Raw genomic sequence first — 15677 nt, 5'->3', positions numbered from 1 at the left:
AGAAAAAGCTTTCCGGTCCCGCGGGAACCGGAAAGCGCTATTGCGTGACGTTCGTTCTCTCTGCTTACTTCAGGCTCTGGCCCTTGGTTTCCGGCATGCGGATGAAGGTGATCAGGGTGATCACGGCGCCCGCCAGCACGTAGTAGAAGAACCAGCGCTCCATGCCCTTGCTTTGCAGCCAGGTCAGCAGGTAGGGCGTGGTGCCGCCCAGCAGGGCCACTACCAGGTTGTACGGCGTGCCGATGCCGACGGCGCGCACGCTGGTGGGGAACTGTTCCGACATGATGGCCGGCGCGATCGAGGTGTACATGGCGTACAGCACCAGGCCGAACAGCTCCACCGCCAGGATCGAACCGAACGACGGGCCCAGCGTGGTCATCAGCGGATAGAAGAACACCAGGTAGCCGGCGGCGAAGAAGATCAGCTGCGGCTTGCGGCCGATGCGGTCGGACAGGATGCCGAACAGCGGCTGCACCAGCATGAACACGATCAGCGCGACGGTGTTGGCGGCGAACGCGGTCTTTGGGTCGGCATGCACCTGGCGGATGGCGTAGGTGGGCACGTAGGCCACGAAGATGTAGAACGCGAACGTGGTCAGGATGGAGAAGCCCACGATGCGCAGCACTTCACGCGGATGGTCGCGCAGCAGCGTGCGCAGCGGCTGCTTTTCGACGCCAGCCTTCTTGGCGTGCGAGAACGCTTCGGTCTCCGGGATCGAGCGGCGGATCCACATGCCGGCCAGGCCGCCCAGCGCGCCCAGGAAGAACGGAATGCGCCAGCCCCAGGCGGCCATCTCGACCTTGGTCAAGGTCGAGGTCAGCACCCAGCCGATGGCCGAGGCGGCCAGGATGCCCACGGCGGCGCTGAAGAACACGAAGCTGGAATAGAAGCCGCGCTTGTTGGGCGGCGCCATTTCCGCCAGGAAGGTCGTGGCCGAGGCATACTCTCCGCCCAGCGACAGGCCTTGCAAGAGGCGCGCAGCGGTCAGCAGCAACGGAGCGGCCAGGCCGATGGAGGCGTAGGTGGGGGTGACGGCGATGATCAGCGAGCCGCCGGCCATCATCAGGATGGTCAGGCCCAGCGCGGCCTTGCGGCCGTAGCGGTCGGAGAAGATGCCCAGCAGCCAGCCGCCGACCGGACGCATGAAGAAGCCCACCGCGAAAATGCCGAAGGTCGCCAGCAGGGCCGTGGTTTCATTGCCTTCGGGGAAGAACTGGCTGGAGAAGAAGATGGCGAAGGACGCGTAGATGGTCCAGTCGAACCATTCGACGGCATTGCCTACACTACCGGCCAGAATGGTGCGCGAGCGGGAAACGGGCGCGGTGCCGGCCGAGGCGGCTGCCCCCTGCGGCTTGCGCAGGGGCGCTGAAGTGCTGCTCATGAAAACCTCAAATAAGAATTTATTTTTGGTCAAAAAGACCGTTTAATTTTATGTTTTTATCAATGCGCGAACGTTAATTTAATGAATATGGACACGTCAAGTAAGGGTAAGCCCCTAGCTCCGGGGCTGGACGACACCGATCTCGCCTGTCTCATCGCGCTGCAGGCGGACCCGCGCGCGTCCTGGCGCGAGCTGGGAGCCGCCACCGGCATTCCCGAGCGCACTGTCGCGCGCCGCATCAAGCGCCTGATGGATGCCGATGCCCTGCGTGTCATCGCGGAACCCGATCCCCTGGCCACCGGCCGCGGCGTGGTGCTGCACGCCTGGGTGCGCTGCCGGTCGGGCCGCGTGCCCGAGGTGGCCGATCAGCTGGCGCGGCTGGACCTGAGCCAGCTGGTGGTCACGCTGGCCGGTTCGGCCGACCTGATGGCCGAGCTGACGCTGGCGGACGCGGCCGACATGCCGGACGTGGTCACGCGCGTGCTGCCGTCCATCGACGGGGTGGAGCACGTGGAGGCGCGGCTGGTGCTGCGGCCGTTCCGGCGCGCCGGCCAGTGGCGCATCCAGGCCTTGCCCGACGCAGCGGCGGCCGAGTCCGCCATGGCGCAGCCGCCCGCGGCGTTGACGGACGCCGAGCAGCGCATGGTGGCCTGGCTGATGCGTGATGGCCGCGCCAGCCTGGCCGAACTGGCCGAGCAGGCTGGCGTCAGCGAGCCCACCGCGCAGCGTCTCTTGCACAACATGGTGGAGCGCCGCGCGCTGAGTTTCCGTGTGGAAGTGGAGCCGGCGCTGGTCGGCTTTCCGGTGGAGGCGGTTATCTCCGTGCAAGTGCGCCCTCAAGCCGTGGACGCGCTGGCCGCGCATCTGGCGCTGGATCCCAACACCCGCTGCCTGTTCGGCACCAGCGGCGCGTCGCAGCTGTTCTGGCACGTGCTGTGCCGCGACAGCCTGCACCTGTGGGACGTGGTGACGCGCCGCCTGGGCGAGCTGGATGGCGTGTTGAACAGCGAAGTCGGCGTGGTGATGCGGGCGCACAAGCGCTGCGGCATCGTGCGCGCCGGCGCGCGGCTGGGGGCGGACGCGTAGCGTTGCGTCCCCGTCAGTGCGGAATATGACGCGGCGTGTTCACCAGACCGCGTCGTCCGAACCCGGCGCGCGCAGATGCCGGGCGAAGCGCTGCGACAGGAACTCCACGAAAGCGATCGTCTTGGCCGGAAGGTTCAGGCGTTCGGGATACAGCGCGTGGATGTCCGCGGGCGGCGTGCGCCAGTCGGCCAGCACCGCGCGCAGGCGGCCGGCGCGCAGGTGCTCGGCCGTTTCCCATTCCGAACGCATGACGATGCCGTGGCCGTCCAGCGCCCATTCCAGGGCGCTTTGCCCGTCGTTGGAACTGAGCGGACCACGCACTTTCACGGTCTCCGCGCGCTGGCCCGATTCCAGCCGCCAGGTGCCGTAGGCCACGTCGTTCTCGCGCACCACGATGCAGCGGTGGCGTTGCAGGTCGCCCGGCGCGCGCGGCTCGCCATGGATTTCGAGGTAGCGCGGCGACGCGCACAGCAGCCGCCGATTGGAGGCGATCTTGCGCGCGGTCAGGCGCGCATCGGGCAGGTCGCCAAAGCGCACCGCCACGTCGAAGCCTTCCTCGATCAGGTTCAGCGGCCTGTCGGTCAGCCGCATCTGCACTTCCACTTCCGGGTACTGGCGGGCGAAGTCCGACACGGCGGGCACGATGTGGGCGCGGCCGAAGCCGAACGTGGCGTTCAGCCGCAGCAGCCCTTGGGGACGGGCGCGGGCGCTCGATACGGAACGTTCCAGCGCCTCCAGGTCCGTCAGGATACGTGCGCCCTCGGCCAGATATAGCTCACCTTCCTGCGTGACGCTGACCCGGCGGGTGGTGCGGTTCAGCAACCGCACGCCCAGGCGCTGCTCCAGCTTGGCCAGGCGCGTGCTGACCGCGGGCGGCGTCAGGCCCAGTTCGCGGGCGGTGGCGGACAGATTGCCGTGCTTCACTACCAGTGAGAAGAAGGCGAGATCGGAGAGGGCGTCCATGCGCTTATTTATAAACTGAATTTAATAAAGCTTTATCTGGATTAGCAATTATAAGAAGAAGACCCGCTTATACACTGGCCTCACCACTAAAGAGCCGCCTGCGCGGCCAACCGAGGAGACCAGGAATGAAGATCAACAAAGCGGCCGGCGTTCTATGCGCGGCCATTGCCGCATCCTGTTGGACCCAACCGGCCGCCGCCGCCGACGCCTTTCCCCAGCGCGCCGTGACGCTCATCGTGCCGTTCGCGCCCGGCGGCAGCGTGGATATCGCCGCGCGACTGATTTCGGACGCCTGGGGCCGCGCCCTGGGGCAGAGTGTCGTGGTGGAGAACCGCGCCGGCGCTTCCGGCAACATCGGCATGGCCGCAGTGGCGCGCGCCGAGCCCAACGGCTACACGCTGGCCGTCAACACCATGTCGCTGGCGATCAACCCAGCGCTGTTCCAGAACATGCCGTTCGACACGGCCAAGGACCTGCGTTCGGTCGGCACGATAGGAACGTCGCAGCATGTGCTGACGGTGACCAACCAGTTGCCCGTGGCCAATGTGAGCGAGCTGCTGGCCTATGTGCGCGCGCGGCCCGCCAACGACCTGAGCTTCGGTTCGGCAGGCACGGGCAGCACGTTCCACATGGCCGCGGAACTGTTCAAGTCGGTGTCCAAGACCCAGATCCTGCACGTGCCCTACAAGGGCGGCGGCCCGGCCATGGTGGACACCATCAGCGGCCAGGTGCAGATGAGCTTTCCGGTGCTGTCCGCAGCCAAGCCACAGGTCGACGGCAAGAAGCTCAAGGCGTTGGGCGTGACCGGCACCACGCGTTCGCCGCTCTTGCCCGACGTGCCCACCATCGCCGAGTCCGGGCTGCCCGGCTACGAGTTCAACACCTGGTTCGTGATCAGCGCGCCCGCGGGCACGCCGCAAGCCGTGATCGACACGCTGAACGCCAAGCTCGAACAAGCCCTGCGTTCGCCGGAGCTGGCGCAGCGCATGGGCCGCGAGGGCTTCGATCCGCTGATTTCCTCGCCCGCCAAGACGGACGCCATGGTAGCCGCCGAGATGACGCGCTGGGCTGGCATCGTCAAGGACGCCGGCATCCAGGCCAACTGACCGGGCCGCAAGACCCAACTACGAAGGACGCAAGACATGCCCGGCAAGACGCTGTACGACAAACTGGTGGCCAGCCATGAGGTGGCCCGGATCGACGACGAGCACATCCTGCTCTACGTCGACCTGCACATCATGAACGAATACACCAGCCCGCAGGCCTTCAGCGGCCTGGCCGCGCGCGGGCGCGGCGTGCTGCGCCCCGGGCAGCAGATGGCGGTGGTGGACCACATCATCCCCACGCATCCGGTGCCGGCGGCACTGCGCGTGATCGCCGACGACGCTTCGTCGCGCCAGGCGCTGAACCTCAAGCGCAATTGCGACGAGCAGGGCATCGCGCTGTTCGACACCACCGATCCGCTGCAAGGCATCGAACACGTGATCGCGCCCGAGCATGGCATGGTGCTGCCGGGCATGGTGGTGCTGTGCGGTGACAGCCACACCACCACCTACGGCGCGCTGGGCGCGCTGGGCTTCGGCATCGGCACGTCCGAGGTCGAACACATATTGGCCACGCAGACGCTGGCGTACCGCGTGGCGCGCAACATGCGCATTCGCGTCGATGGCGCGCTGCCGGCCGGCGTCACCGCCAAGGACCTGGTGATCTGCGTCGTGCACCGCATCGGCGCGCAAGGCGCGCGCGGCCATGCGGTGGAGTTCTGCGGCGAGGCCATCGCCGCGCTGTCCGCCGAGGCCCGCATGACCTTGTGCAACATGACGGTGGAAGCCGGCGCCCGCGCCGCGCTGATCGCGCCGGACGCCACCACCGAGGCCTACGTCGCCGCGCATGCGCCCGAACTTCAAGGCGAGACGCTGGCCCAGGCCCGCGCCTATTGGGCCACGCTGCGCTCGGACGGGGACGCCGTGTTCGATGCCGAGCACGTGCTGGATGCCGCCGCGATCGCGCCCTTCGTCACCTGGGGCACCAGCCCGGATCAGGCCATGCCGGTGGATGGCGTGGTGCCGGACCCGCAGGCCGAGCCCGACGCGTTGGCCCGCCTGGCGCTGGAGAAGGCCATGGACTATATCGGCCTGACGCCGGGTACGCCGATAGCCGGCGTGCCGATAGACCGCGTGTTCATCGGCTCCTGCACCAACGGACGCATCGAGGATCTGCGCGCGGCGGCAGCCGTGGTGCGCGGCCGCAAGGTAGCGGCCGGCGTGCGGGCCATGGTGGTGCCCGGATCGGGTGCGGTGCGCGCACAGGCCGAGGCCGAAGGCATTGCGGCGCAATTGATCGAGGCCGGCTTCGAATGGCGCCAGCCTGGCTGTTCCATGTGCCTGGCCATGAACGACGACGTGCTCAGCCCGGGCGAGCGCTGCGCCTCCACCACCAACCGCAATTTCGAAGGCCGGCAGGGGCGCGCGGGCCGCACGCACCTGATGTCTCCGGCGATGGCCGCCGCCGCCGCGCTGGCCGGCCGCATTGTCGACGTCCGCGTCTGGGAGCAACACGCATGACCGCAACCATCGAGGGCGTTGCCGCGCCGCTGCCTTTTTCCAATCTGGACACCGACCAGATCATGCCCAAGCAGTTTCTGCGCATCATCGACAAGGCAGGGCTGGACCGCGGCCTGCTGCATGACCTGCGCTTTGATGCGGGCGGCGCGCCCAGGCCCGATTTCGTGCTGAACCAGCCCGCCTATGCCGGGGCGTCCATCGTGGTCGCGGGGCCGAATTTCGGCTGCGGCTCCAGTCGCGAGCATGCGGTGTGGGGCTTGCAGCAGTTCGGCATCCGCGCGGTGATCGCGCCCAGCTTCGGCGAGATCTTCTACTTCAATGCCGTAAACAACGGCCTGCTGCTGATCAGCCTGGCGCCGGCCGAGATCGACGCCTTGCTCGCCAGGGTGTCCAATACGGCCACCAACCGCGTCAGCATCGATGTGGCGGCAGGGAGCGTCACCGCCATGGACGGCTGGACAGCGGCGTTCACGCTGCCAGAACGTCACCGCCGCATGTACGTGCAGGGGCAGGACATGGTGGGCGCCTCATTGCAGCAGCTGGACGAGGTGGAACGTTTCGAGGCCGGGCATTGGGCGCGGCACCCCTGGATGAAAGACCTGGCGCGCCGCGTGCGCGACCGCCTGGACCGAGAGGCCATATGACCGCATTCTTCGACCTGCCCGTGCGCCGCATCGTGGCCAACGGCATCGAGATCGCAGCCCGCGTCGACGGCGCTGGCCCGCCGTTGCTGTTGCTGCACGGCCATCCCCAGACCCACGCCATCTGGCATCGCGTCTGGCCGGAACTGACGCGCCACCGCACTTGCGTGGCGGCGGACCTGCGCGGCTACGGCGATAGCGACAAGCCTGCCGCATCGCCGGACCATTCTGCCCATTCCAAGCGCGAGATGGCGGCCGACATGATCGAGCTGATGCGCGCCCTGGGCCACGAGCGCTTCGAGGTGCTGGCGCACGACCGCGGCGCGCGCGTGGCGCACCGGCTGGCGCTGGACCATCCCGCCGCCGTCAGCCGCATGATGCTGCTGGACATCGCGCCCACGCTGGACATGTACGAAGGCACCACGCGCGCCTTCGCCCAGGCCTATTTCCACTGGTTCTGGCTGATCCAGCCGGCGCCGCTGCCCGAAACCATGATCCAGCGCGACCCGGTGTTCTACCTGCGTTCCGTGATGGGCGGACGGCCTGGCGGGCTGGCGCACTTTTCCGCCGAGGCCATGGCCGAGTACGAACGCGCGGCGCAACTGCCCGGCTGGGCCACGGGCATCTGCGAGGACTACCGCGCTTCCGCCACGCTGGACCTGGAGCACGACCGCGCCGGCCGGGAGGCCGGCGAACGCCTGCGCATGCCACTGCGTGCGCTGTGGGGCGAGCGCGGCGCGGTGGGCCGGAACTTCGACGTGCTGGCGCTGTGGCGCGCGATCGCCGACGAGGTGTCCGGAGGCCCGTTGCCGGGCGCGCACTATCTTGCGGAAGAGTGCCCGGACGCGCTGCTGGCGCAGGCCGGAGAGTTCTTCGGCTGGCGCTAGCGGCAGGGCTCGGCCCGCATGTAGCACCCCGCGCGCGGACAGGCATTCAAGTCCGGGCGGGGCATAGGGCCTTCTAAAAGGGGACGCACTGCCGGTGTTAACCTACGCCCGATGAATCAGCACCACGTCGACCTCTCCAAACTCCCCGACGCCGAAGACGCGCAACGCGCCTTCAAGGCTTCGGATTCGCCCTGCGTGGCCGTCTGCTCCACGCTGTTTGACGACATCTGCCGCGGCTGCGGCCGCACCGCCATGGAAGTCGCCAACTGGGTGTTCATGACGGAAGAGGAAAAGCGCGAAGTCTGGGTGCGCATCACGGCGCAAGGGTATCCCCGCCGCAACAACTAGCCGGCGGCCGCGCAGGCCGTCTTGGGCATGTCACATGGCGCGGGCTAAATCGCGCTATTGCCCACTTCCGGCTCCATCATGCGCATCGTCCTGGTCACGGATGCCTGGCATCCGCAAGTCAATGGCGTCGTCCGCACCTGGACGACCATGCAGCAGATCCTCGGAGAATGGGGCCACGAGCTGATCGTGGTGAACCCGCAGGGCAGCCGCACCGTGCCGGCGCCTTCGGAGCCCGACCTGCGGCTGTGTCTGCAGCCCGGCCGGCAATTGCGCCGCATCCTGGGCGACCTCGTGCCCGACGCCCTGCATATCGCCACCGAAGGTCCGCTGGGACTGGCCGCCCGCCGCATGGCGCTGGCGCGGGGCTGGCGCTTCACGACTTCGTTCCACACTATGTTCCCGGACTACCTGCAGGCGCGCATGGGCATCCCGGCGGCCTTGCCCTGGCGCTATCTGCGCTGGTTTCACCGGCCCTCGCAGCGGGTGCTGGTGCCGACGCCCACGGTGCGCGACGTGCTGGCGCGGCGCGGCCTCGCCAACCTGCAGATCTGGTCGCGCGGGGTGGACCCGCGCAAGTTCCAGCCGGGGGCGGGCGAGGCCTTCCCGGACCTGCCCCGTCCCGTATTCCTGAGCGTGGGCCGCGTGGCGCGCGAGAAGAATCTGGACGCCTTCCTGTCGCTGGACCTGCCGGGCAGCAAGGTAGTGGTGGGGGCGGGGCCGGATGAGGCGCGGCTGAAGAAGCGCTTTCCCGACGCGATTTTCCTGGGCATGCGGCAAGACGAAGCGCTGCCGGCGCTCTACGGGTCGGCCGACGCCTTCGTCTTCCCCAGCCTGACGGACACCTTCGGTCTGGTCATGCTGGAGGCCATGGCCTGCGGCACGCCGGTGGCCGCTTTCCGCAGCGAAGCGCCGCTGGCGGTGGTGACCCAGGGCGTCACCGGTTTCCTGGACGAAGACCTGGCCCATGCCTGCCGCTCGGCCCTGTCGCTGGACCGCCATGCGGTGCGCGAACATGCCCTGACGCGCAGCTGGGACTCGGTGGCCGCGACCCTGCTGGCTGCACTGGTGCCGCTGGATGGGAGCGCCCGCGGCGCGGAACATGCCGAGGCGTCGTGCGTCCCTGAAGGGGCCATGCTTGCGCGGCGGCCGGGTGGCGAAATGCCCGCCAGGGAGCCAGGGGTTTGATCCCTGGCGCACGGTTCCCGGGTACAATGCCCGGCAATCCTGAGGAGCGTTGCGACGACCCTGCGGTTCCCGCCAGCCGGCACGGCAAGCGGAGCCAGGCTCGCCAGGCTCAGGAATCCTTGTTCAAGCGGCGCGCCTTGCGCGGCGCTACAGCAACGGCGCTCACCTTTGTCGCATATGGCGGGAAAGGCGAGCACTCGACCTTCGTGGTGCCTTCGCGTTGTCCGGCCATATCCTGCGCCGTTCGTATTTCACGTGGAGCCTACACACCATGAACGCTGTGACCGATAAATCCTTCTCCGACTACCTCGTCGCCGACATGTCGCTGGCCGGCTGGGGCCGCCGCGAACTCGCCATCGCCGAAACCGAAATGCCCGGCCTGATGGCCATCCGCGAGGAATTCGCCGCCAAGCAGCCGCTCAAGGGCGCGCGCATCGCCGGCAGCCTGCACATGACCATCCAGACCGGCGTGCTGATCGAAACGCTGGTGGCCCTGGGCGCCGAAGTGCGCTGGGCCTCGTGCAACATCTTCTCCACGCAGGACCACGCCGCCGCCGCCATCGCCGCGTCGGGCACCCCGGTCTTCGCCGTCAAGGGCGAAACGCTGGAAGAGTACTGGCAGTACACCCACAAGATCTTCGAATGGCCCAATGGCGAAAACGCCAACATGATCCTCGACGACGGCGGCGACGCCACCTTGATGCTGCACCTGGGCACCAAGGCCGAGAAGGACATCTCGGTGCTGGCCAACCCGGGCAGCGACGAAGAGCGCATCCTGTTCGCCGCCATCAAGGAAACCCTCAAGCGCGATCCCAAGTGGTATTCGACCCGCCTGGCCCTGATCAAGGGCGTGACGGAAGAAACCACCACCGGCGTGCATCGCCTGTACCAGATGTCGCAAAAGGGCGAGCTGGCCTTTGCCGCCATCAACGTCAACGACTCGGTCACCAAGTCCAAGTTCGACAACCTGTACGGCTGCCGTGAATCGCTGGTCGACGGCATCAAGCGCGCCACCGACGTGATGGTCGCCGGCAAGGTTGCCGTCGTGGCCGGCTACGGCGACGTGGGCAAGGGCTGCGCCCAGGCGCTGGTCGCGCTGCGCGCCCAGGTCTGGGTCACCGAAGTCGATCCGATCTGCGCCCTGCAGGCTGCCATGGAAGGCTTCAAGGTCGTGACCATGGAAGAAGCCGCCGCGCACGGCGACATCTTCGTCACCGCCACCGGCAACTACCACGTCATCACGCGTGAGCACATGAACGCCATGAAGGACCAGGCCATCGTGTGCAACATCGGCCACTTCGACAACGAAATCGACGTCGCCAGCCTGGCCGACTGCAAGTGGGAAGAGATCAAGCCGCAAGTCGACCACGTCATCTTCCCGGACGGCAAGCGCATCATCCTGCTGGCCCAGGGCCGCCTGGTGAACCTGGGTTGCGCCACCGGCCACCCGTCGTTCGTGATGTCGTCCTCGTTCGCCAACCAGACCATCGCCCAGATCGAGCTGTTCACGCGCAACGAAGCCTACCAGTCGGGTCAGGTCTACGTGCTGCCCAAGCACCTGGACGAGAAGGTCGCCCGCCTGCACCTGAAGAAGCTGGGCGTGAAGCTCACGACGCTGCGCCAGGATCAGGCCGACTACATCAACGTGCCGGTCGAAGGCCCCTACAAGCCCGAGCACTACCGCTATTGATGGTTGTAGCAAAATAGGAAAGTGCCGCGCCATGCCGGCGCGGGCTTTCCGGTCCGCAGGACCCCTGTCGCGTACGTATCGCCGCGGCAGGGCCAGCGGGCTCACAACAGGAGATCGAACATGGCATTGATACTCGTCTGGATCCTGAACGCGGTGGCCCTGCTGGCCGTGGCCTACCTGCTGCCCGGCATCACCGTGGCCAGCTTCGGATCGGCGCTCATCGCCGCGCTGGTGCTGGGCCTGGTGAACATGCTGGTCAAACCGGTGCTGGTGCTGCTGACACTGCCCATCACGATCGTCACTCTCGGTCTCTTCCTCATCGTCATCAACGCCTTGTTGTTCTGGTTCGTCGGCTCCGTGCTGAAGGGCTTCCAGGTCAACGGGTTCTGGTGGGCCGTGGGCGGTGCGATCCTGTACAGCATCATCTCTGGCCTGCTCACGAAGCTGATCCCCTAATGTCTGACTCGACTACTCCCGCTTTCAGTCTGGAATTCTTCCCTCCGCGCGACCTGGCCGGCCAGGAGCGGCTGGTGCGCGCGGCCAAGCAGATGCTGGCCATCCAGCCCAAGTACGTCAGCGTGACCTTCGGCGCGGGCGGCTCCACCCGCGCCGGCACGGCGGATGCCGTGCGCACGCTGCGCAACCTGGGCTGCGAGGCGGCGCCGCACCTGTCGTGCGTCGGCGCCACGCGCCAGGATCTGCGGGACATCCTCCAGGCCTACAAGAACGAGGGCGTGCGGCGCGTGGTGGCCCTGCGCGGCGACCTGCCCTCGGGCATGGGCGGCGATGCGGGCGAACTGCGCTACGCCAACGAGCTGGTGTCGTTCATCCGCGAGGAAACGGGCGACTGGTTCCACATCGAAGTGGCGGCCTATCCCGAAATGCATCCCCAGGCGGCCAATCCCTCCGCCGACCTGAACCATTTCGTGAACAAGGTGAAAGCCGGCGCCGACGCCGCGATCACGCAGTACTTCTTCAACGCCGACGCCTACTTCGACTTCGTCGACCGGGCCCAGGCCAAGGGCGTGAACGTGCCCATCGTGCCGGGCATCATGCCCATCACGAACCACACGCAGCTGCTGCGCTTCTCGGAAATGTGCGGCGCGGAAGTGCCGCGCTGGATCCGCCTGCGCCTGGCCGAGTTCGGCGACGACAAGGCCTCCATCCGCGCCTTCGGCGTGGACGTGGTGACCGAGCTGTGCCAGACGCTGCTGGACAACGGCGCGCCGGGCCTGCATTTCTACACCTTGAACCACGCGGAAGCGCCGCTGGCGGTGTGGAAGGAGCTAGCGGTGCAGGCGTAACAGGCTGCACTCGCCATAAAGGCCAAGCCCACCCGCGAGGGTGGGCTTTTCTTTGGGCAGCCCGCTGCTTACTCGGGTTGGATTCCCGCCTGCCGGATCTGCTGACCCCAGGCGTCGTACTGGCCGCGCACGAATTGCTGCAAGGGATCACCCGTGGCCAGGTCGGGCTCCATGCCCATGGCGCGCAGTTTTTCCTGGATCGCAGGCTCGCGCATCGTGGCCGTCAGTTGCTCGGACCACCACTTCGCCGCCTCGGGCGCGAGGCCGCCGGGGCCGGCCACGCCGATCCAGCCGGTCAGGTCCAGGCTGCCCATGCCAAGTTCCTGGGCGGTGGGAACGGAGGGCAGGATGGTCGAGCGCTTGTTGGAAACCAGGGCCACGGCGTTCAGGTTCTTGGCGCGGATCTGCGGCAGCACGGCCCCCAGGTCGGCCGCCACGAAATCGATGCGCCCGCCCAGCAGGTCGGTGATGGCGGCCGGTTGGCCCTTGTAGGGCACCGCCAGCACCTCGGCGCCGGCTGCGCGGCTGAACGCCGCCGCCACCACCTGGCCCGTGCCGGAGCCATAGCCGCTGGTCACCGAGTTCGGCTTTTCCTTGGCTGTCGCCACCAGTTGGCGCGCGTCGCCATGCTGGCCTGCGGCGCGCGTGACGATGACCACGTCGAAGCGCACCACACGCCCGACCTGGGTGAAGTCCTTCATGGCGTCATAGCGCTGGAAGGCCTTGGACAGGTAGGGGCCGGACGAGCTGGTGGCGCTGGAACTCGGCATCATGGTGTAGCCGTCGGGCGCGGCCCGCGCCACCGTGTCCACGCCCAGCACGCCCAGCGCGCCGGGCTTGTTCTCGACGATGATCTGCGCGCCGGTGCGGGCGCGGATATCGTCCACCACCACGCGCGAGACGTTGTCGATGGTGCTGCCAGCGGGAAAGCCGACCACGAAATGGATGGGCTTGTCCGCCTGCGGATAGCCGGGGGCTGCGCCTGTCAGGGACGGCAGGCACAGCGCGGCGGCGATCAGGGCGGATCGGATGTTGTTTTTCATGTCTGTCTCCTCGTGCTTTGGAACCTTAGGACGTCCGGCCGGCCTGGGCTTCCGCCAGGATCTCGGCTGTGTGTTCGCCCAGGCCGGGCGGATGCCGCCGGATCTCTGCCGGCGTGCGGCTGAAGCGGACGGGCAGGCCCGCCTGGATCAGGCGCCCTTCGGTGGGGTGCTCGGATTCATGCCAGAAGCCGGTGGCCCGCAAGTGCGGGTCGGCCAGCAGTTCCTCGAAGCCGTTGACCGGCGCATAGGGGATGTCGGCGGTCGCCAGCAGTTCGATCCATTGCGCGGTGGTGCGCTTGCCCAGCACGCCTTCGACGTAGCTGTACAGCTCGGGAAAATGCTTGCTGCGGCTGTTGAGCGTCAGGTAGCGCGGGTCCTGCGCCATCTCGGGGTTGCCGGCCAGCGCAAAGAAGCGCTGCCATTGCGGCGTGGTGTAAGGCACCACGCTCATGTAGCCGTCCTGCGTGCGGAACGGACGGCGGTACTCATTGAGCAGGCGCGTATAGCCCGCCGGCCCTTCGGGCGGCACGAAGGTCAGCCCCGCCAGATGTTCCGGCGCCAGGAAGGCCACCATGCATTCGAACATCGGCACTTCCACGGCCTGGCCGCCCGCGCCGCGCTCGCGCGCCAACAGGGCGCTGGTGACGGCGTTGGCCACGTACAGTGCCACCACCTTGTCGGCGACCACGGAATTGACGTAGCGCGGCGCCTCGGCGCCTGCGCCGCCTTGCAGCCAGGCCATGCCGGACGCGGCCTGGATGGTGTCGTCGATGGCGGCGCGTCCCGCATAAGGGCCTTGCTCCGAATAGCCATAGCAGGCGCAATAGACCAGTTCGGGAAAACGGGGCTGCAGTGTCGCGTAATCCAGGCCCAGGCGGCGCATCGCCGGGGCGCGCATGTTGGAGATGAAGACGTCGGCGCCGCCGATCAACGCGTCCAGTTGCGCACGGCCTTCGGGGGTCTTGGCATCGATCACCGCGCTGCGCTTATTGCGGTTCAGGTTCAGATGGGTATGGCTCATGGCGGCATGGCGCTGGGGGGTGACGTGACGGAACACGTCGCCCTCGGCGGATTCCACCTTGATGACGTCGGCGCCCATGTCGCCCAGCATCTGGGTGGCCATGGGCCCCATGCCGACGCTGGTCATGTCGACGACGCGTATGCCGTGCAGTGGTCCGGGCATGTTCAGTCCTCCCCCAGCAGGCGGCGCGCCAGGCGCAAGTGCGGGCGGTCGATCATCTTGCCGTCCAGCCGCAAGGTGCCCGCGCCCGGGTTGGCGGCGAAGGCGGCAATGACCGCGCGGGCCCATTGCAATTGGCCGTCGTCCGGGCTCAGCGCCGCGTTGACCGCGGCTACGTGGCGCGGATGGATGGCCATCTTGCCGACGAAGCCGTCGCGAAAGGCTTCGCCGGCCTCGGCTGCCAGAACCTCGGGCGCGTCCAGGTCGACGCAGACCGTGTCGATGGCGCGCACGCCGGCCGCGGCGGCCGACATCAGGCATAGCGAGCGCGCCAGACGGAAGGGCTCCGTGTAGCGGCCCGCCTCGCGGTTGCGCAGCGCGCCGACGTCGGCGGCCAAGTCTTCCGCGCCCCAGGACAGCCCCCACAGCCGCGGCGTGGCGTCGCGGTAGTCGTGCAGGCTGAACAGGGACTGCGCGGTCTCGGTGACGATGGCGAGGATGCGTGTGACGCCTGGGGCCGTGCCGGCCGTGGCCTCGAAGGCGTCCAGATAGTGCGATAGGTGCAGGAGACCATCGCGGCCGGCGCATTTGGGCAGCACGATGCCGTAGGGGGCGGCGGGCATCACGGCGGCCAGATCGGCCAGGGCGTCGTTGCCCTCCAGCGCGTTGATGCGCACCCATAGTTGTTTGCCTGCCGCGCCGCGTTCCAGCATGGCGCGGACTTCCTTGCGCGCAGCAGGCTTCTGGTCCGGGGCGACGGAGTCTTCCAGGTCCAGGATCAGGGCATCGGCGGCGCTGGCGGCCGCGTGATCGAACTTGCGCCCGGAATCGCCGGGCACGAACAGCAGGGAGCGGGTCATCGTGGTCCTCCTGGACGGCGGCAAACTCAGGCCGGACGCTTGCGCATCAAGGCCGAACGCTTGCACGTGGCCACGACTTCGTCGCGATGGTTCAGCGCGGTGTGCTCGAACTCGACGATGCCCGCGTTGGGGCGCGATTTGCTCTCGCGCACCGACAGCACGCGGGTGTGCACATGCAAGGTGTCGCCAGCGAAAACCGGCTTGGGGAAGTTCACGTCGGTCATGCCCAGATTGGCCACGGTGGTGCCCAAGGTGGTGTCGTTGACCGTCATGCCGATCAGCAGGCCCAGCGTGAACAGGCTGTTGACCAGGGGCTTGCCGAACTCCGTCTGCGCGGCGAAATGCGCGTCCAGATGCAGCGGCTGCACGTTCATCGTCAGGGAACTGAACAGCACGTTGTCCATTTCGGTCAGGGTGCGGGTCCAGGCATGCTCGAACGCCTGCCCGGGCGAAAACTGTTCGTAATAAAGGCCAGCCATGTTCTTTCCTTCATGTAGAGAGCGCCGGGGTATTGGCCCGGAATTCGAGCGGCCGCTACCGGTAAT

Annotated in this window: 16 protein-coding genes and 1 riboswitch; of the genes, 10 read left to right on the top strand and 6 right to left on the bottom strand. The window is 67.6% G+C overall.

Annotated features, from left to right (window positions below; translation table 11 throughout):
- Positions 1-64 precede the first annotated feature (64 nt).
- On the bottom strand, positions 65-1381 hold the full coding sequence (locus tag IB258_RS20700; RefSeq protein ID WP_054457017.1) for an MFS transporter: 1317 nt from the start codon (positions 1379-1381) through the stop codon (positions 65-67).
- 81 nt (positions 1382-1462) lie between these two features.
- Between IB258_RS20700 and IB258_RS20695 the strand changes: the two genes are divergently transcribed.
- Positions 1463-2467 (top strand): Lrp/AsnC family transcriptional regulator, encoded by a 1005-nt coding sequence (locus IB258_RS20695; RefSeq protein ID WP_192353134.1) that lies wholly within the window; start codon positions 1463-1465, stop codon positions 2465-2467.
- 39 nt (positions 2468-2506) lie between these two features.
- Here IB258_RS20695 and IB258_RS20690 read toward each other — a convergent pair whose 3' ends face one another.
- Positions 2507-3430, bottom strand: coding sequence for a LysR family transcriptional regulator (locus IB258_RS20690; RefSeq protein WP_054457013.1), 924 nt, complete (start codon positions 3428-3430; stop codon positions 2507-2509).
- A gap of 125 nt (positions 3431-3555) precedes the next feature.
- On the opposite strand from IB258_RS20690, the gene IB258_RS20685 reads away from it, so the two are divergent.
- The 9 genes from IB258_RS20685 (at position 3556) to metF (ending at position 12049) form a co-directional block, all read left to right on the top strand.
- Positions 3556-4536 (top strand): tripartite tricarboxylate transporter substrate binding protein, encoded by a 981-nt coding sequence (locus IB258_RS20685; protein WP_054457011.1) that lies wholly within the window; start codon positions 3556-3558, stop codon positions 4534-4536.
- A 36-nt stretch (positions 4537-4572) separates the two neighbouring features.
- Entirely contained in the window at positions 4573-5994 is a 1422-nt protein-coding gene (gene leuC, locus IB258_RS20680) for a 3-isopropylmalate dehydratase large subunit (protein ID WP_192353133.1), read from the top strand.
- On the top strand, positions 5991-6638 hold the full coding sequence (gene leuD, locus IB258_RS20675; RefSeq protein ID WP_054457007.1) for a 3-isopropylmalate dehydratase small subunit: 648 nt from the start codon (positions 5991-5993) through the stop codon (positions 6636-6638). The genes leuC and leuD overlap by 4 nt, the downstream gene beginning before the upstream one ends.
- Complete coding sequence (locus IB258_RS20670) at positions 6635-7522, top strand: alpha/beta fold hydrolase (RefSeq protein ID WP_192353132.1); 888 nt, start codon at positions 6635-6637, stop codon at positions 7520-7522. The genes leuD and IB258_RS20670 overlap by 4 nt, the downstream gene beginning before the upstream one ends.
- 111 nt (positions 7523-7633) lie before the next feature.
- Positions 7634-7870: a DUF1289 domain-containing protein gene (locus IB258_RS20665; protein ID WP_054457003.1), complete on the top strand. Its 237-nt coding sequence runs from the start codon at positions 7634-7636 to the stop codon at positions 7868-7870.
- A gap of 78 nt (positions 7871-7948) precedes the next feature.
- Positions 7949-9055, top strand: coding sequence for a glycosyltransferase family 1 protein (locus IB258_RS20660; RefSeq protein ID WP_175162368.1), 1107 nt, complete (start codon positions 7949-7951; stop codon positions 9053-9055).
- Between the two features lie 35 nt (positions 9056-9090).
- Positions 9091-9226: riboswitch (S-adenosyl-L-homocysteine riboswitch) on the top strand.
- Between the two features lie 100 nt (positions 9227-9326).
- Entirely contained in the window at positions 9327-10745 is a 1419-nt protein-coding gene (ahcY, locus tag IB258_RS20655) for an adenosylhomocysteinase (protein ID WP_054457001.1), read from the top strand.
- Positions 10746-10865: 120 nt separating this feature from the next.
- Positions 10866-11201, top strand: coding sequence for a phage holin family protein (locus IB258_RS20650; protein WP_006389784.1), 336 nt, complete (start codon positions 10866-10868; stop codon positions 11199-11201).
- Entirely contained in the window at positions 11201-12049 is an 849-nt protein-coding gene (gene metF / locus IB258_RS20645; protein WP_119450159.1) for a methylenetetrahydrofolate reductase [NAD(P)H], read from the top strand. The genes IB258_RS20650 and metF overlap by 1 nt, the downstream gene beginning before the upstream one ends.
- A 68-nt stretch (positions 12050-12117) precedes the next feature.
- On the opposite strand, the gene IB258_RS20640 is transcribed toward metF, so the two are convergent.
- Genes IB258_RS20640 through IB258_RS20625 form a run of 4 tightly spaced genes read right to left on the bottom strand, consistent with a single transcriptional unit; the run spans position 12118 to position 15611 of the window.
- Complete coding sequence (locus IB258_RS20640) at positions 12118-13092, bottom strand: tripartite tricarboxylate transporter substrate binding protein (protein WP_119450160.1); 975 nt, start codon at positions 13090-13092, stop codon at positions 12118-12120.
- Between the two features lie 25 nt (positions 13093-13117).
- Positions 13118-14275 carry a CaiB/BaiF CoA-transferase family protein gene (locus tag IB258_RS20635; RefSeq protein WP_192353131.1) on the bottom strand — a complete coding sequence of 386 codons (1158 nt, stop codon included), beginning with the start codon at positions 14273-14275 and terminating at the stop codon, positions 13118-13120.
- Between the two features lie 2 nt (positions 14276-14277).
- Positions 14278-15132, bottom strand: coding sequence for a CoA ester lyase (locus tag IB258_RS20630; protein ID WP_192353130.1), 855 nt, complete (start codon positions 15130-15132; stop codon positions 14278-14280).
- A gap of 26 nt (positions 15133-15158) precedes the next feature.
- Complete coding sequence (locus tag IB258_RS20625; RefSeq protein ID WP_054456992.1) at positions 15159-15611, bottom strand: MaoC family dehydratase; 453 nt, start codon at positions 15609-15611, stop codon at positions 15159-15161.
- Between the last annotated feature and the right edge of the window lie 66 nt (positions 15612-15677).

This window comes from Achromobacter sp. ACM02 (assembly GCF_014851605.1).
Classification (GTDB): Bacteria; Pseudomonadota; Gammaproteobacteria; order Burkholderiales; family Burkholderiaceae_B; genus Achromobacter; species Achromobacter aegrifaciens.
This window is presented reverse-complemented; position numbering and strand designations above follow the sequence as displayed.

Excerpts from the sequence above, each read along its gene's own strand:
- IB258_RS20700 (WP_054457017.1), bottom strand. The coding sequence starts at position 1,381 with ATGAGCAGCACTTCAGCGCCCCTGCGCAAGCCGCAGGGGGCAGCCGCC.
- IB258_RS20695 (WP_192353134.1), top strand. The coding sequence starts at position 1,463 with ATGAATATGGACACGTCAAGTAAGGGTAAGCCCCTAGCTCCGGGGCTG.
- IB258_RS20690 (WP_054457013.1), bottom strand. The coding sequence starts at position 3,430 with ATGGACGCCCTCTCCGATCTCGCCTTCTTCTCACTGGTAGTGAAGCAC.
- IB258_RS20685 (WP_054457011.1), top strand. The coding sequence starts at position 3,556 with ATGAAGATCAACAAAGCGGCCGGCGTTCTATGCGCGGCCATTGCCGCA.
- leuC (WP_192353133.1), top strand. The coding sequence starts at position 4,573 with ATGCCCGGCAAGACGCTGTACGACAAACTGGTGGCCAGCCATGAGGTG.
- leuD (WP_054457007.1), top strand. The coding sequence starts at position 5,991 with ATGACCGCAACCATCGAGGGCGTTGCCGCGCCGCTGCCTTTTTCCAAT.
- IB258_RS20670 (WP_192353132.1), top strand. The coding sequence starts at position 6,635 with ATGACCGCATTCTTCGACCTGCCCGTGCGCCGCATCGTGGCCAACGGC.
- IB258_RS20665 (WP_054457003.1), top strand. The coding sequence starts at position 7,634 with ATGAATCAGCACCACGTCGACCTCTCCAAACTCCCCGACGCCGAAGAC.
- IB258_RS20660 (WP_175162368.1), top strand. The coding sequence starts at position 7,949 with ATGCGCATCGTCCTGGTCACGGATGCCTGGCATCCGCAAGTCAATGGC.
- ahcY (WP_054457001.1), top strand. The coding sequence starts at position 9,327 with ATGAACGCTGTGACCGATAAATCCTTCTCCGACTACCTCGTCGCCGAC.
- IB258_RS20650 (WP_006389784.1), top strand. The coding sequence starts at position 10,866 with ATGGCATTGATACTCGTCTGGATCCTGAACGCGGTGGCCCTGCTGGCC.
- metF (WP_119450159.1), top strand. The coding sequence starts at position 11,201 with ATGTCTGACTCGACTACTCCCGCTTTCAGTCTGGAATTCTTCCCTCCG.
- IB258_RS20640 (WP_119450160.1), bottom strand. The coding sequence starts at position 13,092 with ATGAAAAACAACATCCGATCCGCCCTGATCGCCGCCGCGCTGTGCCTG.
- IB258_RS20635 (WP_192353131.1), bottom strand. The coding sequence starts at position 14,275 with ATGCCCGGACCACTGCACGGCATACGCGTCGTCGACATGACCAGCGTC.
- IB258_RS20630 (WP_192353130.1), bottom strand. The coding sequence starts at position 15,132 with ATGACCCGCTCCCTGCTGTTCGTGCCCGGCGATTCCGGGCGCAAGTTC.
- IB258_RS20625 (WP_054456992.1), bottom strand. The coding sequence starts at position 15,611 with ATGGCTGGCCTTTATTACGAACAGTTTTCGCCCGGGCAGGCGTTCGAG.